Origin of the sequence: Pseudomonas sp. Pseusp88 (assembly GCF_047303955.1) — a bacterium.
Lineage (GTDB): Bacteria > Pseudomonadota > Gammaproteobacteria > Pseudomonadales > Pseudomonadaceae > Aquipseudomonas.
In genome coordinates this window covers 1-26021 of sequence record NZ_JBGLYM010000027.1, presented here as the reverse complement: position 1 = coordinate 26021, position 26021 = coordinate 1, and the positions used below count along the sequence as shown (strand labels likewise).

The 26021-nt window shown below is 60.3% G+C and carries 23 protein-coding genes and 1 tRNA gene; 6 read left to right on the top strand and 18 right to left on the bottom strand.

What is annotated here, in order from left to right:
• Nucleotides 1-164 precede the first annotated feature (164 nt).
• The gene (locus ACCD02_RS25435) at nucleotides 165-1094 is read right to left on the bottom strand and encodes an electron transfer flavoprotein subunit alpha/FixB family protein (protein ID WP_413308222.1); all 930 of its coding nucleotides are present in this window, start codon (nucleotides 1092-1094) and stop codon (nucleotides 165-167) included.
• A 2-nt stretch (nucleotides 1095-1096) separates the two neighbouring features.
• Nucleotides 1097-1846, bottom strand: a complete 750-nt coding sequence (locus ACCD02_RS25430; RefSeq protein WP_413308219.1) for an electron transfer flavoprotein subunit beta/FixA family protein — start codon at nucleotides 1844-1846, stop codon at nucleotides 1097-1099.
• 540 nt (nucleotides 1847-2386) lie between these two features.
• Between ACCD02_RS25430 and ACCD02_RS25425 the strand changes: the two genes are divergently transcribed.
• A complete protein-coding gene (locus ACCD02_RS25425; RefSeq protein WP_413308216.1) occupies nucleotides 2387-4042 on the top strand; it encodes an electron transfer flavoprotein-ubiquinone oxidoreductase in 1656 nt (551 codons plus the stop codon).
• 153 nt (nucleotides 4043-4195) lie between these two features.
• Here ACCD02_RS25425 and ACCD02_RS25420 read toward each other — a convergent pair whose 3' ends face one another.
• The gene (locus tag ACCD02_RS25420; protein ID WP_413308213.1) at nucleotides 4196-5107 is read right to left on the bottom strand and encodes an AraC family transcriptional regulator N-terminal domain-containing protein; all 912 of its coding nucleotides are present in this window, start codon (nucleotides 5105-5107) and stop codon (nucleotides 4196-4198) included.
• A gap of 178 nt (nucleotides 5108-5285) precedes the next feature.
• Here ACCD02_RS25420 and ACCD02_RS25415 point away from each other — a divergent pair, with 178 nt between their 5' ends.
• Nucleotides 5286-6338, top strand: coding sequence for an NAD(P)-dependent alcohol dehydrogenase (locus ACCD02_RS25415; RefSeq protein WP_413308211.1), 1053 nt, complete (start codon nucleotides 5286-5288; stop codon nucleotides 6336-6338).
• 141 nt (nucleotides 6339-6479) lie between these two features.
• Here ACCD02_RS25415 and ACCD02_RS25410 read toward each other — a convergent pair whose 3' ends face one another.
• The 6 genes from ACCD02_RS25410 to ACCD02_RS25385 form a co-directional block, all read right to left on the bottom strand.
• Nucleotides 6480-7280 carry an IclR family transcriptional regulator gene (locus tag ACCD02_RS25410; protein ID WP_413308208.1) on the bottom strand — a complete coding sequence of 267 codons (801 nt, stop codon included), beginning with the start codon at nucleotides 7278-7280 and terminating at the stop codon, nucleotides 6480-6482.
• A gap of 58 nt (nucleotides 7281-7338) precedes the next feature.
• A complete protein-coding gene (locus tag ACCD02_RS25405) occupies nucleotides 7339-8646 on the bottom strand; it encodes an MFS transporter (protein WP_413308206.1) in 1308 nt (435 codons plus the stop codon).
• 188 nt (nucleotides 8647-8834) lie between these two features.
• Nucleotides 8835-9983 (bottom strand): galactonate dehydratase, encoded by a 1149-nt coding sequence (gene dgoD, locus ACCD02_RS25400; protein ID WP_027900875.1) that lies wholly within the window; start codon nucleotides 9981-9983, stop codon nucleotides 8835-8837.
• Nucleotides 9984-10026: 43 nt separating this feature from the next.
• On the bottom strand, nucleotides 10027-10647 hold the full coding sequence (locus ACCD02_RS25395) for a 2-dehydro-3-deoxy-6-phosphogalactonate aldolase (protein WP_413308203.1): 621 nt from the start codon (nucleotides 10645-10647) through the stop codon (nucleotides 10027-10029).
• Between the two features lies 1 nt (nucleotide 10648).
• Nucleotides 10649-11641, bottom strand: a complete 993-nt coding sequence (locus ACCD02_RS25390) for a 2-dehydro-3-deoxygalactonokinase (RefSeq protein WP_413308200.1) — start codon at nucleotides 11639-11641, stop codon at nucleotides 10649-10651.
• 112 nt (nucleotides 11642-11753) lie between these two features.
• Nucleotides 11754-12641 carry a LysR substrate-binding domain-containing protein gene (locus tag ACCD02_RS25385; protein WP_413308197.1) on the bottom strand — a complete coding sequence of 296 codons (888 nt, stop codon included), beginning with the start codon at nucleotides 12639-12641 and terminating at the stop codon, nucleotides 11754-11756.
• A 101-nt stretch (nucleotides 12642-12742) separates the two neighbouring features.
• Between ACCD02_RS25385 and ACCD02_RS25380 the strand changes: the two genes are divergently transcribed.
• Together ACCD02_RS25380 and ACCD02_RS25375 are read left to right on the top strand one after the other, a co-directional pair.
• On the top strand, nucleotides 12743-13345 hold the full coding sequence (locus ACCD02_RS25380) for a glutathione S-transferase family protein (RefSeq protein ID WP_413308194.1): 603 nt from the start codon (nucleotides 12743-12745) through the stop codon (nucleotides 13343-13345).
• A 204-nt stretch (nucleotides 13346-13549) separates the two neighbouring features.
• Complete coding sequence (locus tag ACCD02_RS25375; protein WP_413308191.1) at nucleotides 13550-14179, top strand: pyridoxamine 5'-phosphate oxidase family protein; 630 nt, start codon at nucleotides 13550-13552, stop codon at nucleotides 14177-14179.
• Between the two features lie 178 nt (nucleotides 14180-14357).
• Here the strand turns inward: ACCD02_RS25375 and asd are convergent, their stop codons facing one another.
• The 4 genes from asd to leuC form a co-directional block, all read right to left on the bottom strand.
• Complete coding sequence (gene asd, locus ACCD02_RS25370; RefSeq protein WP_259100415.1) at nucleotides 14358-15470, bottom strand: aspartate-semialdehyde dehydrogenase; 1113 nt, start codon at nucleotides 15468-15470, stop codon at nucleotides 14358-14360.
• Nucleotides 15471-15525: 55 nt separating this feature from the next.
• Nucleotides 15526-16608: a 3-isopropylmalate dehydrogenase gene (leuB, locus tag ACCD02_RS25365; protein ID WP_413308187.1), complete on the bottom strand. Its 1083-nt coding sequence runs from the start codon at nucleotides 16606-16608 to the stop codon at nucleotides 15526-15528.
• A 140-nt stretch (nucleotides 16609-16748) separates the two neighbouring features.
• Nucleotides 16749-17387: a 3-isopropylmalate dehydratase small subunit gene (leuD, locus tag ACCD02_RS25360; RefSeq protein WP_413308184.1), complete on the bottom strand. Its 639-nt coding sequence runs from the start codon at nucleotides 17385-17387 to the stop codon at nucleotides 16749-16751.
• Nucleotides 17388-17397: 10 nt separating this feature from the next.
• Nucleotides 17398-18822, bottom strand: coding sequence for a 3-isopropylmalate dehydratase large subunit (gene leuC / locus ACCD02_RS25355; protein WP_413308181.1), 1425 nt, complete (start codon nucleotides 18820-18822; stop codon nucleotides 17398-17400).
• Nucleotides 18823-18969: 147 nt separating this feature from the next.
• On the opposite strand from leuC, the gene ACCD02_RS25350 reads away from it, so the two are divergent.
• Both ACCD02_RS25350 and ACCD02_RS25345 read left to right on the top strand, forming a co-directional pair.
• Nucleotides 18970-19845: a LysR family transcriptional regulator gene (locus tag ACCD02_RS25350; RefSeq protein ID WP_413308178.1), complete on the top strand. Its 876-nt coding sequence runs from the start codon at nucleotides 18970-18972 to the stop codon at nucleotides 19843-19845.
• An 86-nt stretch (nucleotides 19846-19931) separates the two neighbouring features.
• Complete coding sequence (locus ACCD02_RS25345; protein ID WP_413308176.1) at nucleotides 19932-22820, top strand: EAL domain-containing protein; 2889 nt, start codon at nucleotides 19932-19934, stop codon at nucleotides 22818-22820.
• 115 nt (nucleotides 22821-22935) lie between these two features.
• Here ACCD02_RS25345 and ACCD02_RS25340 read toward each other — a convergent pair whose 3' ends face one another.
• The 5 genes from ACCD02_RS25340 to ACCD02_RS25320 all read right to left on the bottom strand — a co-directional run bounded on the left by ACCD02_RS25340 (nucleotide 22936) and on the right by ACCD02_RS25320 (nucleotide 26021).
• On the bottom strand, nucleotides 22936-23376 hold the full coding sequence (locus tag ACCD02_RS25340; protein ID WP_413308174.1) for an Hsp20 family protein: 441 nt from the start codon (nucleotides 23374-23376) through the stop codon (nucleotides 22936-22938).
• A gap of 114 nt (nucleotides 23377-23490) precedes the next feature.
• Nucleotides 23491-24450 (bottom strand): tRNA dihydrouridine synthase, encoded by a 960-nt coding sequence (locus ACCD02_RS25335; protein ID WP_413308171.1) that lies wholly within the window; start codon nucleotides 24448-24450, stop codon nucleotides 23491-23493.
• A 28-nt stretch (nucleotides 24451-24478) separates the two neighbouring features.
• Nucleotides 24479-24928 carry an acyl-CoA thioesterase gene (locus ACCD02_RS25330; protein WP_413308168.1) on the bottom strand — a complete coding sequence of 150 codons (450 nt, stop codon included), beginning with the start codon at nucleotides 24926-24928 and terminating at the stop codon, nucleotides 24479-24481.
• A 181-nt stretch (nucleotides 24929-25109) separates the two neighbouring features.
• A complete protein-coding gene (locus ACCD02_RS25325) occupies nucleotides 25110-25649 on the bottom strand; it encodes a TetR/AcrR family transcriptional regulator (RefSeq protein WP_413308165.1) in 540 nt (179 codons plus the stop codon).
• 296 nt (nucleotides 25650-25945) lie between these two features.
• Nucleotides 25946-26021: transfer RNA gene (locus tag ACCD02_RS25320), tRNA-Glu, on the bottom strand.

Below are 26021 nucleotides of genomic sequence, written 5' to 3'. Positions count from 1 at the left end.
GGATTCCACGTCCCCCAAAAGAACGGGTTTTTCAGTAAACACCGGATGTTGCAGGAGCCGGCTTGCCGACGCTATTGCGAGCGCGACGCACCCGATCGCCAACAAGGCGGCTCCTGCAGAATCGCGTTCCAGCCAGAAATCAGGCTGGATTCAAAAAGCCGGGCTTAAACCAGCTTTTCCAACTCAGGCACAGCTTCGAACAGGTCAGCCACCAGGCCATAGTCAGCCACCTGGAAGATCGGTGCTTCTTCGTCCTTGTTGATCGCAACGATCACCTTGGAGTCTTTCATACCGGCCAAATGCTGGATCGCGCCGGAGATACCGACGGCAATGTACAGCTGTGGCGCGACGATCTTGCCGGTCTGGCCAACCTGCATGTCATTCGGTACGAAACCGGCGTCGACTGCAGCGCGGGAGGCGCCGACGGCTGCACCGAGCTTGTCCGCCAGGGCGTACAGGTGCTTGAAGTTGTCGCCGTTCTGCATGCCGCGGCCGCCGGAAACGACGATCTTGGCAGCGGTCAGCTCTGGGCGATCGGACTTGGCCAGCTCTTCACCAACGAAGGAGGATTTGCCTGCATCGTGAGCAGCCGCAACGGTTTCAACCGCAGCCGAACCACCTTCAGCGGCAACCGGGTCGAAACCGGTGGCACGCACGGTGATGACCTTGACCGCAGCCGAGGACTGTACGGTGGCAATGGCGTTACCGGCATAGATCGGGCGCTTGAAGGTATCGGCGCTCTCGACCGAGATGATCTCGGAGATCTGGTCAACGTCCAGCTGCGCAGCAACCCGCGGCAGGATGTTTTTGCCGTTGGAGGTGGCAGCAGCCAGGATGTGGCTGTAACCGGCACCCAGCTCTACGACCAGCGGAGCAATGTTCTCCGGCAGTTGATGAGCATAAGCGGCATTGTCAGCCAGCAGTACTTTGGCCACGCCAGCGATTTTTGCAGCCGCATCGGCCACGGCAGCCACACCGGCGCCAGCTACCAATACATTGATGTCGCCACCGATCTTAACGGCAGCAGCCACGGTATTCAGAGTGGCCGGAGCCAGTGTTTTGCCGTCGTGTTCAGCGATTACCAGGATAGTCATCGTTAGATCACCTTCGCTTCGTTTTTCAGTTTCTCGACCAGTTCAGCCACCGACTTGACCTTGATGCCCGCGCTGCGGGCAGCAGGCGCTTCGACTTTCAGGGTCTTGGTGGTGGAAGCGGTGGAAACACCCAGAGCGTCAGGAGTCAGCACTTCGAGAGGCTTCTTCTTGGCTTTCATGATGTTCGGCAGCGAGGCGTAGCGTGGCTCGTTCAGACGCAGGTCCGTGGTCACGATCGCCGGCAGGCTCAGGGAAACGGTCTGCAGGCCACCGTCGATTTCGCGGGTCACGGCAACCTTGTCACCCGACACTTCGACTTTCGACGCGAAGGTGCCTTGAGCGTAACCGCTCAGGGCTGCCAGCATCTGGCCAGTCTGGTTGTTGTCACTGTCGATGGCTTGCTTGCCCAGGATCACCAGCTGCGGCTGTTCCTTGTCGACCACGGCCTTGAGCAGCTTGGCCACGGCCAGGGAATTCAGTTCGTCGGCGGATTCAACGAGGATGGCGCGGTCAGCACCCAGAGCCAGCGCGGTACGCAGTTGCTCCTGGGCGGTGGTCGGGCCGATGGAAACGACGACGATCTCGGTCGCTACGCCTTTCTCTTTCAGGCGGACGGCCTCTTCCACGGCGATTTCGCAGAAAGGGTTCATCGACATTTTGACGTTGGCCAGATCAACGCCGGAGTTATCCGCTTTGACGCGAACCTTGACGTTGTAGTCGACCACACGTTTGACAGCTACAAGAACCTTCATGGATTCCTCGTTTCTCTCCGGTGAAAAGAAGTCGCCCGGCATCAGCCAGACGATGAATGCGCGTCAGTGTAAAGAACACCTCTGAAAACACTGTATTCGTGCTTGCTGAAGGGGGAATTCGGCAAAAACATCCGTCCGCATCCAGCAATCACAGCCGTAGACCACAAGGGTGTGTAAACTTCATCCCCCTGCCGCCCTGCAACAGGCGAGGCTGGTCTGTCACGCGGCTCGCAATGTCTTTAGAGGTGTTCCTGGATCAACAGCCAGGCGCTGTACAAACACCCAATAAGCGCGAAACCGCCCGTATCTTGACCGGAACACCTTTTCTGGTCAATACGACAAAACTGCCAGTCACGAGCCCCGCCTCTATGATTTATCAGGCTTGCAGCTAATTCAAACAAACGTTTGTATTGGACCGCAAGGGTGGTGTAGATATAATGCGCCCCTTGTGTAATGACGTTTGGGCCAACCACCCTTCATACGTCGCTTTTTATGCGCCATATAAAAAAACACCGTAGAGCCTTGAGTAGGAGATAGCCTGTGGAACGCGAATACATGGAATTCGACGTGGTCATCGTCGGAGCCGGCCCCGCCGGGCTTTCTGCCGCTTGCCGCCTGAAGCAAAAAGCTGCCGATGCAGGGCAGGAGATCAGCGTCTGCGTGGTGGAGAAAGGCTCGGAAGTCGGTGCGCACATTCTGTCCGGCGCGGTATTCGAACCTCGCGCCCTCAACGAACTGTTCCCCAACTGGCAGGAGCTCGGCGCACCGCTGAACACGCCGGTCAAGCGCGATGACATCTATGTACTGCGCAGCGCCGACAGCGCCACCAAGGTACCGGACCTGTTCGTACCCAAGACCATGCACAACCATGGCAACTATATTATCTCTCTGGGTAACCTGTGCCGCTGGCTGGCCCAGCAGGCCGAAAACCTGGGCGTAGAGATCTACCCCGGTTTCGCCGCCCAGGAAGCCCTGTTCGACGACAACGGTGTAGTACGCGGCATCATCACCGGCGACCTGGGCGTTGACCGCGAGGGCAACCCCAAGGAAGGCCTGTACACCCCCGGCATGGAACTACGCGGCAAATACACGCTGTTCGCCGAAGGCTGCCGCGGTCATATCGGCAAGCAGCTGATCAAGCGCTTCAAACTCGATGACGAGTCCGACGTCCAGCACTACGGCATCGGCCTCAAGGAAATCTGGGAAGTCGACCCGGCCAGGCATGAGCAAGGCCTGGTGGTACACACCGCCGGCTGGCCGCTGGACGACGACAACATGGGCGGTTCCTTCCTTTATCATCTGGAAAACAACCAGGTGGTCGTGGGCCTGATCGTCGATCTGTCGTACAGCAACCCGTACCTGTCGCCGTTCGACGAATTCCAGCGCTACAAGCACCACCCCGTGATCAAGCAGTACCTGGAAGGCGGCAAACGCATCAGCTACGGCGCGCGTGCCATCTGCAAGGGCGGCTTGAACTCGTTGCCGAAAATGGTCTTCCCCGGCGGCGCGCTGATCGGCTGCGACCTGGGCACCCTGAACTTCGCCAAGATCAAGGGCAGCCACACCGCCATGAAATCCGGCATGCTCGCCGCCGAAGCCATCGCCGACGTGCTGTTTGCCGGTAACGAAGGCGGTGACACCCTGAACAACTATGTTCAGGCATTCAAGGGCAGCTGGTTGCAGGAAGAACTGTTCGGCAGCCGCAACTTCGGCCCGGCCCTGCACAAGTTCGGCGCCATCATGGGCGGTGCGTTCAACTTCATCGACCAGAACATCTTCGCTGGCAAGCTGCCGTTTACCCTGCACGACACCAAGCCGGACTACGCCTGCCTCAAGCTGGCGGCCGACTCGAAGAAAATCGAGTACCCGAAACCCGACGGCAAACTCAGCTTCGACAAGCTCAGCTCGGTGTTCATCTCCGGCACCAACCACGAAGAAGAGCAGCCTTGCCACCTGAAGCTGACCGACCCGAGCATTCCCATCGGCACCAACCTGCCGCTGTATGACGAGCCGGCCCAGCGCTACTGTCCGGCAGGCGTATACGAAGTGGTCACCAAGGAAGACGGCGAGAAGCGTTTCCAGATCAACGCGCAGAACTGCGTGCACTGCAAGACCTGCGACATCAAGGACCCGTCCCAGAACATCACCTGGGTCACCCCGGAAGGCGCAGGCGGGCCAACGTACCCCAATATGTAAGATGCCCTAACGGGCACCCCCATTGGGAAAGACCTGTGGGAGCGAATTCATTCGCGAAAGCGGTATTCCAGTCAACGCAGATGCACTGCATTCACTGGCCTATTCGCGAATGAATTCGCTCCCACATTATAATTCGCCCCCCTTGATCCGCTCCTATGCCTGTAACAGGGCCGTATTCCTTATCCCCTCCTCCCCCGGATTACGCTGAAAGTAGCGTTTATATTCGCGACTGAACTGCGACGTGCTCTGATAGCCAACCCGCAGCGCCACCTGGGCCACGCCCAACCCTTCGACGATCAGCAGATGCTGGGCCTTGAGCAGACGCAGGCGCTTGAGGTATTGCACTGGCGACAGCAGGGTGCTGCGCTTGAAATGCTCATGGAAGGTCGAAGCGCTCATGTTCGCCTGGCGTGCCAGGGTCTCGACGTTCAGCGGCTCCGAGAAATGGTTGTGCAGATATGTCAGCGAACTGGCTACCCGGGCGAAATGGCTTTGCTGGGTGACCAGCGCTCGCAACACACCCGATTGTGGCCCGCGCAAGGCCGCATACAACACCTCACGCAGCCGCGCCTTGCCCATGGCCTGGCACTCCAGCGGATCGTGCAGGCAGCGCAGCAGGCGCTCCAGGCTCTCGCGCAAGGCCGTATCCAGCACCGCCGAGGTCATGGATTCCGGCGTCTGCGCCTCGACGATCTGGTCCGGCTCCTCGCCCAGAGCCTGGACCAGCTCGCCCAGAACCACCCGATCGATCGCCACCGATACGCCGAACAGCGGCTCCTCGGGCGTAGCAAAGGTCTCGCACATGAACGGCACCGACAGCGCTTGCACCAGGTAATGCCCGGCGCCGTAGTCCAGGGTGCGAGTGCCCAGTGTCGCGAACTTGCCGCCCTGGGCGATGATCATCAGGCTCGGCTCGTAGATCTGCGGGCTGCTGGCGACATAGGTATAGAGGGAGACGACGTTGACTTGCGGCAAGCGTGTCGCCACGAAACCCGGCCGCGTGGCCAAAGGCTTGATCAGCGCGACCAAGGCGGCATTGGCGTCGGAATGGTAGGACTGCAACATGAAAGACCTGGCAGAGGATTAGACAGCCCTATCATCGCAGATCTGCCCCAAGAGGCGATCACGCGGCGACGGGCGCCGGAGGAATAGGCATGACACTCGGAGGAATCAACATCGTCAGTCCGGGCAGCCTCCCGGACAATGGCCGCCTTCAATCCGATACACATTAGCGAGGTTCATCATGTACACAGCCATCGGTTACGCCGCCCAGACATCGACCGCTCCCCTGGCCCCCATGACCTTCGAACGCCGCGCCCCACGGGCCGACGATGTGGCCATCGAGATCCTCTATTGCGGCGTCTGCCACTCGGATATCCACCAGGCGCGCAACGAGTGGGGTTTTGCCACCTACCCGCTGATGCCCGGCCATGAAATCGTCGGCAAAGTCACCGCCATAGGCGCCAATGTCAGCAAGTTCAAGGTCGGTGACCTGGTCGGCGTCGGCTGCCTGGTCGACTCCTGCCGCACCTGCGAAGCCTGCACGGCGGATCTGGAACAATACTGCGTCGAAGGGCCGACCCAGACTTACGCAGGTCACGACCGCATCGACGGCAGCCTGACCATGGGCGGCTACTCCAGCGCCATCGTGGTCAGCGACCGCTTCGTCGTCAGCATTCCGGCCGGGCTCGATCTGGCTAGCGCTGCGCCAATTCTGTGCGCCGGCATCACCACCTATTCACCGCTCAAGCACTTCGGCGTCAAGGCCGGTGACAAGGTCGGCGTACTGGGCATGGGCGGCCTGGGCCATATGGGTATCAAATTCGCCAAGGCCATGGGCGCTGAAGTGACGCTGTTCACTCGCTCCCAGGCCAAGGCCGAAGAAGCCCGCCGCCAGGGGGCTGACCATGTGGTCGTGTCCACCGACGAGGCGCAGATGCAGGCCGCCGCCGGTCGGTTCGACTACCTGCTGGACACCATCCCGGTACAACACGACCTCAACCCCTACCTCAATACCCTGAAGTTCGACGGCGTGCATATCCTCGTCGGCCTGATCGAACCGATCAACCCGCCGGTGCATGCGGTTAACCTGGTGATGAAGCGTCGAGTACTGGCCGGTTCCATGATCGGCGGCCTGGCCGAAACCCAGGAAGTCCTGGATTTCTGCGCCGAGCACGACATAACCTGTGATATCGAGATGCTGGATATCCGCAAGATCAACGAAGCCTTCGAACGGGTGATCAAGGGTGATGTGAAGTATCGCTTTGTGATAGATATGGCCACATTGAAAGCCTAACCTTCGACCCTATAAGGTCGAATCCTGTGGGAGCGAATTCATTCGCGAAGAGGACAGTACATTCGATGCAGCCGTATCGTCTGGAATGCTGCATTCGCGGATAAATCCGCTCCCACAACGATCCACAAGGCTGCAGACGCCTTACCCCCCCAACTCCGCCGACAGCTGCGCCGCCGTCTGCTTGATCAGCGGCACCAGCTCGGCCATCTTTTCCAGCGGCATGTACGGCACGGTACTGGCGATACTGATCCCGGCAACAATCTGTTTACCGGCATCGCGAATCGGCGCCGCGACGCAGCGGATCGATGGTTCGTTGTCTTCCAGATCGAATGCGTAGCCGCCCTGCACGTACTCCAGCATGCGCTGACGCACCTGCTCCCAGGATTGCTCCTCATGACTGGGCCACAACGGATTACGCCCCGCCACCGGTCGACTGATTTCATACAACCGCTGCCATTCCGCTTCGCTGCTGTCGAGCAACAACGCCTTGCCGATGCCCGTGCGGGCCAAGGGCATGCGATGACCGACTCGCGAACGCATCTCCGGGCCATTACGGCCGGGGTTCTTGTGCAGGTACAGCACTTCATCGCCATCACGCACGGCCAGGTGCACGGTATCGCCAGTCAATTGCGACAGACGATCCAGATAAGGCCGCGCCAGCATGGCCAGGGGCACTTCTTCGCGAGCCTGGAAACCCAGCTCGATCAGCTTGGGCCCCAGCAGGTAGCCCACCTGCGGCAATACGCGCAGATAGCGCTCCTCCACCAGGCAACTGGCCAGGCGATGAGTCGTGCTGCGGGTGGTGCCGATCAGCCGGGCGATTTCCTTGAGGTCCCGGGCACCGCTGGCCACGGCCTGGATCACGCCAAGGCCGCGCAGCAAGGTCTGGGTACCCGTGGGCGCTGCGGCAGGTGATTCGGGTTGCGGGGGTTCAAGCTGCATATCACGCCTTATCCGATCAAAAAGCTGACGGCATTATCGCCGCCAGCCCGGGCAGATGTCACAACTCAATACGCTCGACCTTGCCCACCAGCAGGATGTAGGAAAGCGCACCAATCAATGCCAGTACCGAGATATAGGTAATGGCCGGGGCAAACGAGTCACCCGTGGCGAGAAAACCAATGACGATAGGCGTAGCGATGGCCGACAGGTTGCCAATGAAGTTGAAGGTGCCGCCGGTCAGGCCCAGCAGCCGCGCCGGGGCCAGGGTCGAGACCAGGGACCAGGTAATCGACGCCAGGCCGTTGCCGAAGAACGCCAGGGCCAGGAAGGCGATGACCAGAGGCGTTGAATCAACGAAGTTGGCGCCGATAATGGACGTGGAAATCAGCAACCCGGCAATGATCGGCAACTTGCGGGCAAAGCCCACGGTGTAACCGCGACGGATCAGCCAGTCGGAGAAAAACCCTGAGCACAGCACGCCGACAAACGCCGCAAGGAACGGTAAAGAGGCCAGCAGGCCGGACTTGATGAAGTCCATGCCGCGGTATTTCACCAGATAGGTAGGGAACCAGGTCAGGAAGAACCACAGGGTCGAGTTCAGGCAGAACTGCCCCAGGTAAATGCCCCATAGCTTGCGCTTGCTCAGCACGATGCCCAGATCCAGCCAACTGAAGCCTTGGGCCTTCTTGCTCACGTCCGCCTGGATATCCACCAGCCCGCCGCCTTCGCGGATGAGCTCGATTTCCTCGGGATTGACGCCTTTGAAGTCCCGTGGCTCGCGATAGACCATGTACCAGATCGCCGCCCAGACGATGCCGATCATCCCGGTGCTGACAAAGACCATGTGCCAGCCGAAAGTGGCTTGCAGCCAGGCCAGTACCGGGGTCAGGAACGCCAGGCCGACAAACTGCCCGGAAGTATAGAAACCAATGGCTGTGGCCCGCTCGCGCTCAGGGAACCAGGTGGTGACCACGCGGCTGTTGATCGGGTAAGCCGGCGCTTCCAGGGCACCGACGGCCATGCGCAAGACGAACAACGCGACGAAGCTGCCGGCAAAGCCGAGCATCACCGTGGCCAGGGACCATAGCGCCAGGGCGGCGGTATAGAGAATGCGCGGCGGCACCCGATCCACCAGCCAGCCACCGGGCAGTTGCATGGCCGCGTAGGTCCAGCCGAATGCCGAGAACACCAGGCCGACGTGGACCGGGTCGATGCCCAGTTCACTGGTCAAGGCCGGGGCGGCGATGGACAGGTTACTGCGGTCCAGGTAGTTGATCACCACAGTGATAAACAACAGGACCATGATGAAAAAGCGCTTGCGGGTCGGCGTAGCCAGCGCCGCGCTATCGAGTGTGCGTGTCTGCATGGGGTTTGCCTCTTCTTATGGTTATTGAGGTCTGGGAAGAACACCGTGGGACCGGCTGTAGCCGGGAAAGGGCCGGTACATCCGCCGCATCTCCTCGGTCAATCCAAGCGCCTTGCCGGCTGAAGCCGGTCCCACCAATCTCATTTCAATTCCAATGATTCGGTGTTCTTTTGGTGAGAGTCAGGCCATCACCACTCGGCAAAACTGCCATCGGCATGGCGCCAGATCGGGTTGCGCCAGCGGTGGCCGATGGCCGCGCGTTCCTTGACGTATTCCTCGTTGATCTCGATGCCCAGCCCAGGCCCGTTGGGGATCTTGACCATGCCCTTGTCGTAGTCGAACACCTCGGGATTCTTGATGTAATCCAGCAGATCGTTGCTCTCGTTGTAGTGGATGCCCAGGCTCTGCTCCTGAATGAAGGCGTTGTAGCAGACCGCATCCAGTTGCAGGCAAGCCGCCAGGGCAATCGGCCCCAGAGGGCAATGCAGGGCCAGGGCGACGTCGTAGGCCTCGGCCATATTGGCGATCTTGCGGGTTTCGGTGATGCCACCTGCGTGGGAAGCATCCGGCTGGATGATGTCGACATACCCTTCGCTGAGCACGCGCTTGAAGTCCCAGCGCGAGAACAGCCGCTCACCCAGAGCAATTGGCGTACTGGTCAGGGGTGCCAGTTCTTTCAGGGCCTCGTAGTTTTCGCTGAGCACCGGCTCTTCGATGAACATCAGCTTGTAGGGGTCCAGCTCCTTCATCAGCACCTTGGCCATGGGCTTGTGTACCCGGCCATGGAAGTCGACGCCGATGCCGACGTTCGGCCCTACTGCATCACGCACGGCTGCCACGTTGGCCAGGGCCAGGTCGACCTTGTCGAAGGTATCGAGAAATTGCAGCTCCTCGGTGCCATTCATCTTCACTGCCGTGAAACCGCGCTCTACGGCTTCTTTCGCCGCACGGGCGGTGTCGGCCGGACGATCGCCGCCGATCCATGAGTAGACGCGGATCTTGTCCCGTACCTGGCCGCCGAGCAGATCGCTGACCGACACGCCCAAATGCTTGCCCTTGATATCCCACAGCGCCTGGTCGATCCCGGCCAGGGCGCTCATATGTACCGCGCCGCCGCGATAGAAGCCGCCGCGATAGAGAACGGTCCAGATGTCTTCGATATTGCGCGGGTCCTTGCCGATCAGGTAATCGGACAGTTCTTCCACGGCCGCAGCCACGGTATGGGCACGGCCCTCAACGACCGGCTCACCCCAGCCGGTGATGCCCTGGTCGGTCTCGACCTTGAGGAAGCACCAGCGCGGTGGCACGATAAAAGTGGTGAGTTTGGTGATTTTCATAACGAATGCTCTCTTGTTCGAGTAAGACGCTCACACGCGTCGATCACACGCCTTTGTTCCAGGCAGCTACGTAAGCCTTGGCACTTTCAGCCACGTCGGCTGCGCTCATGCCGGGCTTGAACAACCCGGAACCCAGGCCGAAGCCCTTGACCCCGGCACTGATGAACGCCGCCATATTGTCCGGAGTGATGCCACCCACCGGCAGCAGCACCGTGCCGGCCGGCAATACCGCCAGCCAGGCCTTGACCACCGCCGGGCCCATTTGCTCGGCAGGAAACATCTTCAGCACATCGGCGCCTTCGGCCAGGGCAGCGAAGGCTTCGGTCGGCGTCGCCACCCCCGGTGACAGGAACAACCCCGCCGCCTTCGCCGCACGCAGTACCGTCGGGTCGCTGTGGGGCATGACGATCACCTGGCCGCCCGCATCCTTGACCTGACTCACCTGGGCCGGGGTCAGGACCGTCCCCGCACCAATCAGACAATCAGCCGGCAGCAGCGAACGCAGCAGACGTATGCTGTCGTAAGGCTGCGGCGAATTGAGCGGCACTTCGATGACGCGAATCCCGGCCTCGTACAACACAGTGCCGATGGCCTCTGCTTCTTGCGGACGCAGGCCGCGCAGAATCGCGACCAGACCGTTTTGTGTCAGTGCTTGTTTGAGCATCTCAGACCTCTTCTTTAATAGGTGCCAGCAAGCCGGCCTGGACCGCGACCTGCCACAGGCCGCGCTCGGTGGCCTGGGCCGCCACGCGAACCTGGGCAAAACCGCACGCCGTCAGGGCCCGCCCATAACGCAGGCACAGAGCGTCGCTGCCGATCAGGACCACGGCGGGGAGTTGTTCATGATTGCGCCACAGCAAGGCGGCAAGGCTGGCCAGTTCATGGCCGATCAGCAGACCGGACAGGTAATCGGCCTGGGCGCTGGCGTCGAGCTGCCCGGTCAGGCCCAGGGTGCGGCAACTGAAGATTGTCGACAGCGGTCCGGCAGCGCCTTCTGCTGACAGCGCTGTCTGCAGGCCGCGATCAAAGGCGTCGGCGGCGAACTCCTCGTTGCGCTGCATGGTCCGGCCAAGAATGGTATGGGCACAGAGAGCAGCGTAGACCTCACCGGTCATGAAAGTGTCGAAATGGACGATGCTGGCATCGACCACCCGCACCCACTTCGAGTGGCTGCCAGGCAGACCGATCAGCAGGGGTTGCGCCTGCTCGACAGCAGCCAGACCGGCCAGCACGCCAAGCACCTGGGTTTCTTCGCCGCGCATGACATTGGGCAGGGTCGAGCGCTGCAATACGCCCGGAATGATATGCACATCGACTCCGCGCCGACTGCGCACGATCTGCAAGGCCTCGCTCAGCCCGGCAACACTGGCCGGGGTTTCCCGGTAGGTCGCCTCGCGCCAGCCCTGGGCGCTGCCGACCATGCCGCAGGCAATCACCGGCAGGTCCGGCTGGGCATCGAGCCAGTCACCACAGGCCTCGTCGAAAGCCAGCTCGAAACCATCGGCACACATCACGCCGCCGATGGCGCGAGGGGTGGAAGGCAATTGCATGATGCCCGCAGACAGCGAGCGGTGTTCCAGGACCTGGCCTTGTTCGCCAAGTCGATAAGCCCGCAGAGAGGTTGTCCCCCAATCGAGCGCAATCAAGTGCGCCTGCATCGCTTTCACCTTTTTGTAATTGGATATTCAAGCAGTGGGTGCGAGGCGGACTATAAACCTGATTGGCGAAAAATCTCAATATGTAAATATCAATCCCATATTTTGGGATTTATCAGATCGATCCCTTATAGACGTCGACCGTTGCGCTCAGCCACTGAATGAACGCCTGCTGTTTATGCTGCGAACGTTCCCGGGGCGGCCACACTAGCCAATAAGGATAGGGATAAGCGGCACTGACCTCGCCAAGCTGCACCAGCTCACCGCGTTCAATGGCGTCATGGACCAGGCTGCGCCGCTCCAGCGCAATGCCCTGGCCCAGGCGCACGGCTTCCAGAACGATATTCGAGTCATTGCAGGAAATACCGCGACGCTCGGCGCTCATCTCAACGCCAGCGGCCTGGCACCAGGGCAGCCAGGATTCGCTGCCATAGATGATGCGACTCTCAACAATCTGCCGAGGGCTCAGGGGCAACTGCCCGCCATTGAAGTGCGCAGCAGCGACCACCACCAGTTCGTCAGCGAACAACAGGCGTTGCTCGACCCCTTCCCAATCGCCCTTGCCCATGCGGATGCCGATATCAATGGATTCCTGATACAGATTGGCGAGGCCCAGGCTGGCTTGCAGGCGAATATTGATGTGGGGATGCAGCCGCTGAAAATCCGGCAACCGCGGCAACAGCCAGGACCTGGCAAAGGACGGCAGCACTGCCACTACCAATTCGTCGGTTTTCGGCTGCGCCTGCAACAGGCGCGTAGCTTCAGCGATATCACCGAGTGACTGACGAATCTGCAAGGCATAGAGGCGCCCTTCTTCGCTGACCTTGAGCCCGCGCCCTTCCCGGACAAACAGGGTCAGGCCGACGATATCCTCCAGCACCTTGATCTGCTGGCTGATGGCCGAGTGAGTCACGTGCAGCTCCCTGGCGGCCAGGGTCACGCTGCCGAGCCTTGCAGTTGCCTCGAAACTGCGCAGGCTGGCCGATGGAGGAATCACGCTCATGTAAGTTTTACTAACCTTTGCGGGTAAAAATCATCAATATTCGTTGAGCCGGTCTTTTTATAGAGTAAGCCACGTTAAACAAAAAGATGAATGGAGGCTTCATGAAACTGATCGGCATGCTCGACTCGCCCTATGTGCGCCGCGTGGCCATTTCCCTGGAACTCTACGGTGTCGAGTTCGAGCACCAGACGCTGTCGGTGTTCAGCACCTTTGCCGAGTTCTCCCGGATCAATCCGGTGGTCAAGGCGCCCACCATGGTGTTGGATGACGGCACACTGCTGCAGGACTCCAACCTGATCCTCGACTATTTCGAAACCCTGGCGCCCGTGTCGCACAAGCTATTTCCCCAGCAACCCGGCGCCCGCGGCAAGGATCTGGAACTGGCCGGACTGGCATTGGCGGCGTGCGAGAAAAGTGTGCAGATCGTCTACGAACACAACCTGCGTCCGGCGGAAAAACTCCACGAGCCATGGCTGGATCGGGTAACCGGGCAGTTGCTGGCGGCCTACACGCTGCTGGAAAAGCGCTTGCCGGACAATCCCGCCGAGCGCCTGACCCAGGGCGCATTAACGGCGGCAGTAGCCTGGTCCTTCACCCAGTTGATGATTGCGCCGGTGGTCAAGGCCCAAGCCTTTCCCCGTCTGCAACAGCACACCGCACTGCTCGAACAGCATCCGGCGTTCCTGCGCTACCCCATGCAATGAGCTGTGGCAGGCCAGGCAAGACGTCCAGGAGAATCAGAGTGTCGCGTAGCAAACACTGGCCAGTATGGGACGATCCACATAATTCGCGACACCTCGTACGCAACACTTAGTGCAGACTGAGCCAATGAATTCGTTCCCACAAAATCCACTCCCACAACAGCGGCGTGGGCCCGACAAGTTATATGTACTTTGACAGGAACAAGCATGACGAACGTCGACCACACTTCGTACGTAACGACGACCGAAGCCCTGGAAAAGCTGTACGGTGCAGTCGCCCGTCCGTCGCTGGTGAAAGAAGTCGATCACATTCACCCCGTGTACCGCCCTTTCATCGAAGCGGCGCCCTTCGCTATCCTCGCCTCTTCCGGCCCCGGCGGCCTTGATGCCTCGCCCCGTGGCGATCAGGCGGGCTTCGTGCATATCGAAGACAGCAAGACCCTGTATCTGCCGGATCGCCGCGGCAACAACCGGCTCGATACGCTGCGCAATATCATCGACGACCCTCACGTGGCCCTGCTGTTTCTCGTGCCGGGCGTCGGCGAAACCTTGCGGGTCAACGGCACGGCGCAGATCTGCGTTGAGCCGCAGCTGCTGACCCGCTTTGCGGTAAATGGCCAGCTGCCTAAAACCGTGTTGCGCATCACTGTGACCAGCGTCTACTTCCAATGCAGCAGAGCGGTGATCCGCGCTGGCCTGTGGGATGCCGCACGTCAGATAGAGCGCAGTGCCCTGCCGACGGCGGGGCAGATTCTCAAGGATGTTTCAGCAGCGGAAATCGACGGCGACGCCTATGACAAGGCCTTGCCGGGGCGCATTGCCGATACGCTGTATTGATCTGGCCTGAGGGCAAAGCCAAAGCATCAGCACCCTGCCCAGGGTCATCATGGCTTATCCACCGTCGTCGAGAACGGGTCTTGATTCGCAGCGCCTCTGCCATCACCCCCCTCCAGGCACAGGCACAAAAAAACCCGCTTCCCGGAAAGGAAGCGGGTTTTTCGTTACCGCGTGACGCTTAGCGCTCCAGCAGAATCCGCAACATGCGACGCAGCGGCTCGGCCGCGCCCCACAGCAGTTGGTCGCCCACGGTGAAGGCGCCCAGGTATTGCGATCCCATGTTCAGCTTGCGCAGACGGCCTACCGGAATGCTCATGGTGCCGGTCACGACGGTCGGGCTCAGTTCCTGGATGCTCGCTTCGCGGTGGTTTGGCACCAGCTTGACCCAAGGGTTGTGCGAGGCGATCAGGCCTTCGATGTCGGCGATCGGCACATCCTTGTTCAGCTTGATGGTCAACGCCTGGCTGTGGCAGCGCATGGCGCCGATGCGCACGCAGATACCGTCCACCGGGATCGGGCTCTTGAAACGACCGAGGATCTTGTTGGTCTCGGCCTGACCCTTCCACTCTTCGCGGCTCTGGCCGTTGGGCAGTTCCTTGTCGATCCACGGAATCAGGCTGCCAGCCAATGGCACACCGAAGTTCTCGGTCGGATAGGACTCGCTGCGCATGGCCTCGGCAACCTTGCGGTCGATGTCGAGGATGGCGCTGGCGGGGTTGGCCAGGTCGTCGGCCACGGCAGCGTGGGTGGTGCCCATCTGCTTGATCAGTTCACGCATGTTCTGCGCGCCGGCCCCGGAAGCCGCCTGATAAGTCATGACGTTCATCCACTCGACCAGACCGGCCTCGAACAGGCCACCCAAGCCCATCAGCATCAGGCTGACGGTGCAGTTGCCGCCGATGTAGTTCTTGGTGCCGGCGTCCAGTTGCTGGTCGATGACCTTGCGGTTGACCGGGTCGAGGATGATCACTGCGTCGTCCTGCATGCGCAGGGACGAGGCGGCGTCGATCCAGTAACCCTGCCAGCCTGCTTCACGCAGCTTGGGGAACACCTCGTTGGTGTAGTCGCCACCCTGGCAGGTCAGAACCACGTCGAGGGTTTTCAGCTCGTCGATGTTGTACGCATCCTTCAAGGGTGCGACATCCTTGCCCACTGAAGGGGCCTGGCCACCGACATTGGACGTGGTGAAGAACACCGGCTCGATCAGATCGAAATCCTGTTCTTCGCGCATCCGCTGCATGAGCACGGAACCTACCATGCCACGCCAACCGATCAGACCTACACGTTTCATCGCAACTACACCTTTTACAAAAAGTGGGCCACGCCTCAAGGGCGGGCCGGAAATATTACAGATTCCGCAGCGCGGCGACTACGGCGTCACCCATTTCCTGAGTACCGACCTTCGCCTTGCCTTCCGACCAGATGTCGCCAGTACGCAAACCCTGATCCAGCACCAGGCTCACGGCCTTCTCGATGGCCTCGGCGGCAGCGTGCTGGTTGAAGCTGTAACGCAGCATCATCGACACCGACAAAATGGTCGCCAATGGGTTGGCAATGCCTTTGCCAGCAATGTCAGGAGCCGAACCGTGGCAAGGCTCGTACATGCCCTTGTTGTTCGAATCCAGGGACGCCGATGGCAGCATGCCGATGGAGCCGGTGAGCATCGACGCCTCGTCGGAGAGGATATCGCCGAACATGTTGTCGGTAACCATCACGTCGAACTGCTTCGGCGCACGCACCAGCTGCATCGCCGCGTTATCGACATACATGTGGCTCAGCTCGACGTCCGGATAATCCTTGGCCACCTGCTCGACCACTTCACGCCACAGCTGGCTGGAAGCCAGGACGTTGGCCTTGTCCACCGAGCACAGCTTCTTGCCGCGCACACGGGCCATGTCGAAACCGACACGGGCGATACGGCGGATTTCGCTTTCCGAGTACGGCAGGGTGTCGTAGGCCTGACGCTCGCCATTATCCAGCTCGCGGGTGCCCCGTGGCGCACCGAAGTAGATACCACCGGTCAGTTCGCGAACGATGAGGATATCCAGCCCGGCAACGATTTCCGGCTTCAGGCTCGAGGCATCGGCCAATTGCGGGTAGAGAATCGCCGGACGCAGGTTGGCGAACAGACCCAGTTGCGCACGAATCTTCAGCAGACCACGCTCAGGACGGATATCACGCTCGATCGCATCCCACTTCGGCCCACCCACGGCGCCCAGCAGCACGGCATCGGCAGCACGGGCCCGGTCCAGGGTCTCGTCGGCCAATGGCACGCCATGCTTGTCGATGGCAGCGCCACCGATCACGTCGTGGCTGAACTCGAAGCCCAGTTGATACTTGCTATTGGCCAGTTCCAGCACCTTGACCGCCTCGGCCATGATTTCCGGACCAATACCATCACCTGGGAGAATCAGAATCTGCTTGCTCATAACATCCTCTTGCTGAAGTCACAAAAACCCGTGGGAGCGAATTTATTCGCGAAAGCAATCTATCAGTCACTTTAGTGCTGAGTGTGCTGACGTCTTCGCGGATGAATCCGCTCCCACAACAATGTCCGGGGCAGGACCTTTTACCTGAACAACCACGGCTGGGTAGCGCGATGCTTGCTTTCAAACGTCGCAATCGCATCGGCATCCATCAGAGTCAGGCCGATATCGTCCAGGCCGTTGAGCAGGCAGTGTTTGCGAAATGCGTCGATTTCGAAGCTCAGTACCTTGCCGTCGGGACGGGTCACGGTCTGGGCGGCCAGGTCGATGTTCAGCTGATAGCCAGGGTTGGCCTCGACCTGCTGGAACAGCTCATCGACATCGGCGTCGCTGAGGATAATCGGCAGCAGGCCGTTCTTGAAGCTGTTGTTGAAGAAGATATCGGCATAGCTCGGGGCGATCACGCTGCGAAAACCATATTCTTCCAGGGCCCAGGGTGCGTGCTCACGGCTGGAGCCGCAACCGAAGTTCTCCCGGGCCAGCAGGACACTGGCGCCCTGATAGCGTTCGTGGTTGAGCACGAAGTCTTTGTTCAAGGGGCGCTTGGAATTGTCCTGATAAGGCTGACCCACGTCCAGGTAACGCCACTCGTCGAACAGGTTCGGCCCGAAACCGGTGCGTTTGATCGACTTGAGGAACTGCTTGGGGATGATCTGATCGGTGTCGACGTTGGCACGATCCAGAGGAGCGACAAGGCCGTGGTGCTGAGTAAAGGCTTTCATGTTGGGCTCCTTAGTGCTGCATCAAGTCGCGAACGTCGATGAAACGACCGTTGATCGCGGCCGCGGCCGCCATCGCCGGGCTGACCAGGTGAGTACGGCCACCCGCGCCCTGACGGCCTTCGAAGTTACGGTTGGAAGTGGACGCGCAATGCTCACCGGTCTCCAGACGGTCCGGGTTCATCGCCAGGCACATGGAGCAGCCCGGTTCACGCCATTCGAAACCGGCCTCAAGGAAGATTTCGTGCAGGCCTTCCTTCTCGGCCTGAGCCTTGACCAGGCCCGAACCCGGCACGACGATGGCCTGCTTGATGGTCGAGGCGACTTTACGGCCCTTGGCCACGTCCGCCGCAGCACGCAGGTCTTCGATCCGCGAGTTTGTGCAGGAACCGATGAATACGCGGTCCAGCTGAATGTCGGTAATCGCCTGATTGGCCTTGAGGCCCATGTACTTCAAAGCGCGCTCTATGGAGCCACGCTTGACCAGATCATCTTCCTTCGCCGGGTCCGGCACGTTCTGATCAACGGCCAGGACCATCTCGGGCGAAGTGCCCCAGCTGACTTGCGGTTTGATCTGGGTCGCGTCGAGTTCGACTACGGTGTCGAACACCGCGTCCGGGTCGGACACCAGGTCCTTCCACGCCTCTACGGCCAGGTCCCACTCGGCGCCTTTCGGCGCGAACGGACGGCCTTTGACGTACTCGACGGTCTTTTCATCGGTGGCCACCATGCCGACACGGGCACCGGCTTCGATGGACATGTTGCAGATGGTCATGCGGCCTTCAATAGACAGGTCACGGATCGCGCTGCCGGCGAACTCGATGGCATGGCCGTTACCGCCAGCGGTGCCGATCTTGCCGATCACGGCCAGGACGATGTCCTTGGCCGTCACGCCGAAGGGCAATTTGCCTTCGACCTTGACCTGCATGTTCTTCATTTTTTTGGCGACCAGGCACTGGGTGGCGAGCACGTGCTCGACTTCCGAAGTACCGATGCCATGGGCCAGGGCACCGAACGCGCCATGGGTCGAGGTGTGCGAGTCGCCGCAGACCACGCTCATGCCAGGCAGGGTTGCACCCTGCTCCGGGCCGATCACGTGAACGATCCCCTGACGCGGGTCATTCATCTTGAATTCGGTGATGCCGTATTCGTCGCAGTTGTCGTCAAGGGTCTGGACTTGCAGACGGGACACCTGGTCAACGATGGACTCAATACCGCCTTTGCGCTCAGGGGTGGTCGGCACGTTGTGGTCCGGAGTGGCAACAATGCTGTCGACACGCCATGGCTTGCGCCCGGCCAGACGCAGGCCTTCGAAAGCCTGGGGCGAAGTCACTTCATGGATGATATGACGGTCAATGTAGATCAGCGCCGACCCATCGTCGCGCTGCTTGACCAAATGCGAATCCCAAAGCTTGTCGTAGAGCGTTTTGCCGGCCATCAGACGGTTTCCTCATCAGCTTGTTTCTATGCCTTGGGTGCTCGAAGTTCGATGACCCCTTGGCTTGTGGGGGTGATCGTATGAAATATGCTTAAATAACTCAAATTCATAATTTTTATGCTTTGGATAACCAACTGGAATTCGAACATGGATCTGGCCAACCTCAATGCCTTTATTGCCATCGCCGAGACCGGCAGCTTCTCCGGTGCCGGGGAACGCCTGCATCTGACCCAGCCAGCCATCAGCAAGCGCATCGCCGGTCTTGAGCAGCAGCTGGACGTACGGCTGTTCGATCGCCTGGGCCGGGAGGTCAGCCTGACCGAGGCTGGCCGCGCCCTGCTGCCACGGGCCTATCAGATCCTCAACGTGCTCGATGACACTCGCAGGGCCCTTACCAACCTCACAGGCGAAGTAAGCGGGCGCCTGACTCTGGCCACCAGCCATCATATCGGCCTGCATCGCTTGCCTCCTTTATTAAGGGAGTTCACCCGGCGCTATCCGCAGGTCGCCCTGGATATCCAGTTCCTCGACTCGGAAGTGGCCTACGAGGAAATCCTTCATGGCCGCGCGGAATTGGCGGTGATTACCCTGGCCCCCGAGCCTCACACGCTGGTCCGGGCGGTTCCGGTCTGGGATGACCCGCTGGACTTTGTCTGCGCCCCCGAACATCCCCTGGCCAACAGCGGGCCGATCACCTTGCCGGATATCGTCCGCTATCCGGCGGTGTTCCCCGGCGAAAACACTTTTACCCACCATATCGTCAAAGGCCTCTGTGAAGTCCAGGGCCTCAAGCCGGATATCGCCATGAGCACCAACTACATGGAAACCATCAAAATGATGGTGTCCATTGGCCTGGCATGGAGCGTGCTTCCGCGTACTATGCTCGATGAACAGGTAGCGCGTATTCCATTGCCCGACATACAGCTGACCCGCCAGTTAGGCTACATTCTGCATACCGAGCGGACACTCTCGAATGCAGCACGGGCCTTCATGGCATTACTGGATGCACAGCAGCCCCAGTAGACACGAGCGCAGTGTGCTTTGGCGCGACCCGGGTGGTTGCCTCAACGATCGTCATACCGGCTTTTTCCTATAAGGCTCGTGATCAAATGCCCAACCCCTTGGACAGCCGTACATTTCAATTGCCCGGTCAGGCAGCCGATCCGGACGAGTCGTCGGAGCAACGTTTCGCGACCCTGTACAACCTGAGCCCGAACCTCGTGCTGCTGACCCGTCTTGAGGACAGCCTGATCTGCGCAGTCAACCAGCACGTTGAAACCCTGCTCGGCTGGCGGCCGGAAGATATTATCGGGCGCACCACGCTGCAGATCGGCCTGTGGCCCGATCCGCGGCAGCGCCAGCAACTCATCGCCCTGGCCCTGGAAAGCGAGGCCCAGGTCAGCCTTGACGTGCAGATCAGCACTCGCGACGGCAGCTGCCTGGACGGCACCTACTACGTCCAGCGGGTTGAATTGCCCGACGGCCCCTACCTGCTCGGTTCGTTTCTCGACAACAGTCGCCACAAGCATACCGAGCAGGCGCTCAGTGACAGTCAGGAGCGCCTGGACCTGGCTCTGGACTCGGCGCAGATGGGTATCTGGGACTGGCACATTCCCAGCGACATGATCTATTGCTCCGGCCGCGCCGCCGAACTGCACGGCCTGCCCGACGAGCCCTTCCATGAATCCCTGGATGCTTTCTTCGCCCAGACCTGCCCATCCGAACGCGCCAATCTGCGCCGGGCCTACGACGGACTGCGCAACGGTGAGGTCGGCAACCAGCAATTGACCTATCGCCTGCCCCTGAAAGACGGCTCGGTGCGCTATCTGGATTGCCGCGCCCGCCTGCACATGGATGCCAGCGGCAAGCCTTTGCGCATGGCCGGCACTCTTCTCGATATATCCGAGCAAGTGGAGCGGGAAAAGCGCCTCAAGGCTTCGGAAGAGAAATTCGCCAGCCTGTTCCAGGTCAGCCCCTATCCAGTCTGCGTCACCCATTTCGCAACCAGCGAATTCATCGAGATCAACCCGGCGTTCAGCCAGGTATTCGGCTGGAAAGCCGAGGACATTATTGGCCTGGACGTCAAACAGACCAGTTTCTGGGCCGACCCCTTGCAACGCCTGAAACGCAATCAGCAGATCATCGATGAAGGCGAAGTCAACAACCTCCAGGTGATGCTGCGCAGCAAGGATGGCGAGGACCTGACCTGCCTGGTCAGCAGCCGCTTGATTGTCGTCGACGAACAGCCCTGCATCGTCACCACCCTGCGCGATATCAGCCAGCAGCAACGGGCCCAGGCCGCCTTGCAGGCCAGCGAAGAGAAATTCGCCAAAGCGTTCTATTCCAGTCCCGACGCCATCACCATCACCGAACAGGAAACCGGGCGCTATCTGGAGATCAATACCGGTTTCTGCCGCCTGACCGGCTATGACCCGGATGACGTGATCGGCCGCACTGCCCGGGAAGTCGGTATCTGGGCCGACCCGCAACAGCGCCTGCTGCTGCTCGAAGAGCTGCGCGACAAAGGTCGGGTCCATCACCGGGAAATGATCGGCCGCAAGAAGAATGGTGAATCGTTAGCCGTGGAATTATCCATCGAACCGATCATCCTCAACGAGATCGCCTGCCTGCTCATCACCGCTCGCGACCTCACTCAATTGAAGAACGCCCAGGCGCAGATCGAGCACCTGGCCTATCACGACCCCCTGACCAACCTGCCCAACCGCGCCCTGCTGATAGAGCGCCTGAGCGAGCAGATCGAACTGCTCAAGCGCCATGACCGGCGCGGCGCCCTGCTGTTCCTCGACCTCGATCACTTCAAGCACATCAATGATTCCCTCGGCCACCCGGTGGGCGACGCAGTACTGAAGGTGGTAACGGCGCGCCTGGAAGCCAGCGTGCGCCTGGAAGACACCGTGGCACGCCTGGGCGGCGACGAGTTTGTGGTGCTGCTCAGTGAACTGGACGGCAGCCGCAGCGAAGTCATCGAGCAGGTATACGAACTGGCCAACACCCTGCGCGAGATCCTCGCCGAGCCGATGTTCCTCGACGGCCAGAGGTTGCAGGTCACGCCGAGCATGGGGATCGCCCTGATCCCCGATCACGGCTCCAACCCGGCCGACCTGCTCAAGCGCGCCGATATCGCCCTGTATCGCGCCAAGGATTCCGGGCGCAACACCACCCAGTTGTTCCAGAACAGCATGCAGAAAGCCGCCAGCGACCGCCTGCGCCTGGAGAACGATCTGCGCCTGGCCCTGGTGAGGGGCGAGTTCATGCTCAGCTATCAACCCCAGGTCGATGCCCGCGGCAGCCGCATCATCGGTGCAGAAGCCCTGCTGCGCTGGCTGCACCCGGAAAACGGTACCCTGCCGCCCAACCGCTTCATCGAGGTGCTGGAAGAAAGCGGGATGATCCTGGAAGTAGGCAGCTGGGTCCTCGAAGAAGCCTGCAAGGCTTGCGGGCAACTGTTACGGGACAACCTGATCAACCCGCAGGCCTTCAAGCTCTGCGTCAATATCAGCCCCCGGCAGTTCCGTCAGAACGACTTTGTTGAACGGGTCGAACGCAGCCTGCATAGCAACGGCGTCCCCAGTCACCTGCTCAAGCTGGAAATCACCGAAGGCGTGGTTATTCAGAATCTGGACGACACCATCGCGAAAATGCGTCGCCTGAAAAAACTCGGCATCAGCTTCGCCATGGACGACTTCGGCACCGGTTACTCGTCCCTGACCTACCTCAAGCGCCTGCCGGTGGATGCGCTGAAAATCGACCAGTCATTCGTCCGTGACGCCACCACCGACCCCAACGACGCCGAGATCATCCGCGCCATTGTCGCCATGGCCCAGAGCCTCAATCTGATCGTGATCGCCGAAGGTGTGGAAAAGCCCGAGCAGTTGGAGTTTCTCGAACAGCTGGGCTGCTACCTGTATCAGGGCTATCTGTTCAGCGAGCCGTTGAATATTGCCGAGTTCGCGCAGCTGTTGCGCAGCCGCCAATAACGTGGGACCGGCTTCAGCCAGGAAAGCAGTGCCACAGGCGGTTGAAACTCAGCGACTGTAGCATTGCCTTCCCGGCTGAAGCCGGTCCCACAAGAACGGCCTTATGCGCCTGGAATTACGCCAGGGTCTTCTGACCGGCGATCGGAATACGCTTGGCCTTGGCCTCTTCCGGCACCAGGCGCAGCAGGTCGATATTCAACAGGCCATTGGTCAGGCCCGCGCTCTTGACCTCGATGTGATCAGCCAGGCGGAACGACAGCTTGAACGCACGCTGGGCGATGCCCTGGTGCAGGAAGGTCACACCTTCGGCAGTGTTCTCACGCTTGGCGCCGGTCACGGTGAGGACGCCCTTCTCGACCTGAAGCTCCAGATCGTCTTCCTGGAAGCCTGCTGCCGCGATGACGATGCGGTATTGATCTTCAGCGTGCTTCTCGACGTTGTAGGGAGGGTAGCTGCCAGCGGTTTCGTTACGGGCGGCCGATTCGAACAGGTCGTTGAAACGGTCAAAGCCAACGGAATGACGGAACAGTGGAGCCAGAGAAAATGCAGCAGTCATTTTGTATCTCCTGAAATTCAGCGAGGGGGTTAATGACGCGACCCGACTTCGGCATCGCGTAACCCTTAGATAAGGATCGCCAAATGCATTTCAAGAGATTTTTCGAAGATTTTTTCAGGCCGCTTCCGGCAGCCGATAACCCAGCAAATGCCCAATGCGCGTGCAATCAGTCTCCCGGCGCAGGGCATCAAAGAGCACCACAGCCTCGGGATAGCTTTTGGTCAGCAGGACGACCCATTGCTTGAGGCGGCCTGGCGCCTGGATCTCGTTGAGTTTCTCCAGGCAGCGGCGCCAGAAGGTATGCAGCATCGGCTGCAGCTCGGCCCAGGTCATGGGCGTGACCTGTTCCCCGGCCTGTGCCGCGGCAATCTGCCGGGCCAGATCAGGGCGGGCCACCAGACCGCGGCCGATCATGATATCCCGGGCACCACAGATTTCCCGGCAGCGGCGCCAGTCGTCCACGGTCCATATTTCACCGTTGGCGATCACCGGAACCTTGACCACCTCCTGGATCTTGCCGATCCATTCCCAGTGCGCCGGCGGCTTGTAGCCATCGACCTTGGTCCGCGCGTGCACGACGATCTGCGCCGCCCCGCCATCGGCCAGGGCCCGGGCACAATCCAGGGCACCGTCGGTGTTTTCATAGCCCAGGCGCATCTTCGCGGTGACCGGGATGTCCTTGGGCACGGCGCGGCGCACCTGGCTGACGATATCGTGCAGCAGGTCCGGCTCCTTGAGCAGGATCGCGCCACCGCGGGAGCGGTTGACGGTCTTGGCCGGGCAGCCGAAGTTGAGGTCCAGCACCGGCGCCCCCAGCTCGCAGGCAAACGCTGCGTTTTCGGCCAGGCACACCGGGTCAGAGCCCAGCAGTTGCAGGCGCAATGGCGTTCCGGCGGCGGTCTTGGCATCGGTGTGCAGCTCGGAGGCCAACTTGTAGAAATAGCTGGCCGGCATCACGCGCTCGGTCACCCGGATGAATTCGGTCACGCACCAGTCAATGCCGCCGACTTGCGTCAGCACATTGCGCAGGATGTCGTCGACCAGTCCCTCCATGGGCGCCAGAGCAATTTGCATGTTTCACACTCGAAAAAAGTCCGGCAGTTTACTCAGTGGCAACCTGCTTGGAAACAAGCGCCTGACCGTAGCCATCAATAAACTCGACGGGCATACGCTTGGGCTTGCCGCTGGACAGCTCGATGCAGACAAAAGTGGTTTGCGCCCGTAACAGGGTGACGCCGTCGCTGGCCCGGCGCAGCTGGAAGCGGCGGGTCATGCGCAGGCGCTGATCCCAGTCGACGATCCAGGTGGCCAGTTGCAGTTCGTCGCCTTCATAAGCGGCCGCCAGATAATCCACCTCATGGCGCACCACGGCCATGGCCCGATCAAGATTTCGATAGACCGTCAGGTCCAGGCCCAAGCGCTGCGAGTGACGCCAGGCGCAACGTTCCAGCCAGCTGACATACACCGCGTTGTTGGCGTGCCCCAGGCCATCGATATCTTCAGCCATTACCGTCAGATCGATAAGGAACGGCGTTGCCAAATCCCAGACCATGCTTGCTCCCGCTACACAAAACCATTTGAATTTATAGGGGGCCCGATTCCTGTGGGAGCGAATTCATTCGCGAAGACGCCGCTACAACCGACGCATTTTCGTCGCCAGACAGGCAGCCTTCGCGGATGAATCCGCTCCCGCACGTCGTTCCCGAATCAAAGGTCAGTGTAACGGATTGCAATCAGACCACAGCCGACTTCGCCGCCCGCAGCACACGGTCCGACAACTCACTGTTACCCAGTGCGCGGGCCAGAGCCATTCCACCGAGCATCAGGGCGATATCAGCGAGGACCTTGTCGGCTTCTTCAGGGCGCGAAGCCAGTTGCGCCATCATCAGCTCGAGATGCTCACACAGCACGCTCTGAAAGCTCTCGGGCAGGCGCGTCAGCTCACCGACCATGGACGGCAAGGGGCAAGCGCGATGCGGGTCGTCACGATGCTTGCGCGACAGATAGAACGCCGCCACCAGCGCCCTGCGCTCATTCCCGGATAATTGCTCGTCGACCTGGGCAACCAGATTGCGCCGCTGCTGCAGCAGACTGCTGAACGCTTCGAGCATCAAGGCTTCCTTGCTGTCGAAATGCGCGTAAAAGCCGCCCACGGTCAGCCCGGCCGCACCCATTATTTCGCTGACACTGGGATCGGCCGGGCCGCGACTGATCAACGCACAGCTGGCGGCTTCGAGAATGCGTTCGCGGGTCTGGGCTTTTTTATCGCTCATGCTCACCTCCCCAATTACACGGATAATATTATATTCGTCATAACAATTGGCAAGGTAAAACTTGAACTACTGAACGCCGGCGATCTCGTAGGCGCCGCTTGCTGGCGATGGAGGCATTACGAGCAGTAATTTTATCGACTGGTAGAGCGCCATCGCCCGCAGGTCGTTCCTACAGAGGCAGGTGTCATTTCAATTCAGGAAGGGAGATCAAGAAGACAAGGGAAATTAAAGCCCCAGAAAAACAAAAGGGCCATTCAATAATCGAATGACCCTTGGTCTCGCAGAGCGAGAAATCGTGGCGTCCCCTAGGGGACTCGAACCCCTGTTACCGCCGTGAAAGGGCGGTGTCCTAGGCCACTAGACGAAGGGGAC

Bases quoted from the DNA above. Each gene is read 5' to 3' on its own strand.
- ACCD02_RS25435 (WP_413308222.1), bottom strand. From the start codon at position 1,094: ATGACTATCCTGGTAATCGCTGAACACGACGGCAAAACACTGGCTCCG.
- ACCD02_RS25430 (WP_413308219.1), bottom strand. From the start codon at position 1,846: ATGAAGGTTCTTGTAGCTGTCAAACGTGTGGTCGACTACAACGTCAAG.
- ACCD02_RS25420 (WP_413308213.1), bottom strand. From the start codon at position 5,107: ATGTTGCAGTCCTACCATTCCGACGCCAATGCCGCCTTGGTCGCGCTG.
- ACCD02_RS25415 (WP_413308211.1), top strand. From the start codon at position 5,286: ATGTACACAGCCATCGGTTACGCCGCCCAGACATCGACCGCTCCCCTG.
- ACCD02_RS25410 (WP_413308208.1), bottom strand. From the start codon at position 7,280: ATGCAGCTTGAACCCCCGCAACCCGAATCACCTGCCGCAGCGCCCACG.
- ACCD02_RS25405 (WP_413308206.1), bottom strand. From the start codon at position 8,646: ATGCAGACACGCACACTCGATAGCGCGGCGCTGGCTACGCCGACCCGC.
- dgoD (WP_027900875.1), bottom strand. From the start codon at position 9,983: ATGAAAATCACCAAACTCACCACTTTTATCGTGCCACCGCGCTGGTGC.
- ACCD02_RS25395 (WP_413308203.1), bottom strand. From the start codon at position 10,647: ATGCTCAAACAAGCACTGACACAAAACGGTCTGGTCGCGATTCTGCGC.
- ACCD02_RS25390 (WP_413308200.1), bottom strand. From the start codon at position 11,641: ATGCAGGCGCACTTGATTGCGCTCGATTGGGGGACAACCTCTCTGCGG.
- ACCD02_RS25385 (WP_413308197.1), bottom strand. From the start codon at position 12,641: ATGAGCGTGATTCCTCCATCGGCCAGCCTGCGCAGTTTCGAGGCAACT.
- ACCD02_RS25380 (WP_413308194.1), top strand. From the start codon at position 12,743: ATGAAACTGATCGGCATGCTCGACTCGCCCTATGTGCGCCGCGTGGCC.
- ACCD02_RS25375 (WP_413308191.1), top strand. From the start codon at position 13,550: ATGACGAACGTCGACCACACTTCGTACGTAACGACGACCGAAGCCCTG.
- asd (WP_259100415.1), bottom strand. From the start codon at position 15,470: ATGAAACGTGTAGGTCTGATCGGTTGGCGTGGCATGGTAGGTTCCGTG.
- leuB (WP_413308187.1), bottom strand. From the start codon at position 16,608: ATGAGCAAGCAGATTCTGATTCTCCCAGGTGATGGTATTGGTCCGGAA.
- leuD (WP_413308184.1), bottom strand. From the start codon at position 17,387: ATGAAAGCCTTTACTCAGCACCACGGCCTTGTCGCTCCTCTGGATCGT.
- leuC (WP_413308181.1), bottom strand. From the start codon at position 18,822: ATGGCCGGCAAAACGCTCTACGACAAGCTTTGGGATTCGCATTTGGTC.
- ACCD02_RS25350 (WP_413308178.1), top strand. From the start codon at position 18,970: ATGGATCTGGCCAACCTCAATGCCTTTATTGCCATCGCCGAGACCGGC.
- ACCD02_RS25345 (WP_413308176.1), top strand. From the start codon at position 19,932: ATGCCCAACCCCTTGGACAGCCGTACATTTCAATTGCCCGGTCAGGCA.
- ACCD02_RS25340 (WP_413308174.1), bottom strand. From the start codon at position 23,376: ATGACTGCTGCATTTTCTCTGGCTCCACTGTTCCGTCATTCCGTTGGC.
- ACCD02_RS25335 (WP_413308171.1), bottom strand. From the start codon at position 24,450: ATGCAAATTGCTCTGGCGCCCATGGAGGGACTGGTCGACGACATCCTG.
- ACCD02_RS25330 (WP_413308168.1), bottom strand. From the start codon at position 24,928: ATGGTCTGGGATTTGGCAACGCCGTTCCTTATCGATCTGACGGTAATG.
- ACCD02_RS25325 (WP_413308165.1), bottom strand. From the start codon at position 25,649: ATGAGCGATAAAAAAGCCCAGACCCGCGAACGCATTCTCGAAGCCGCC.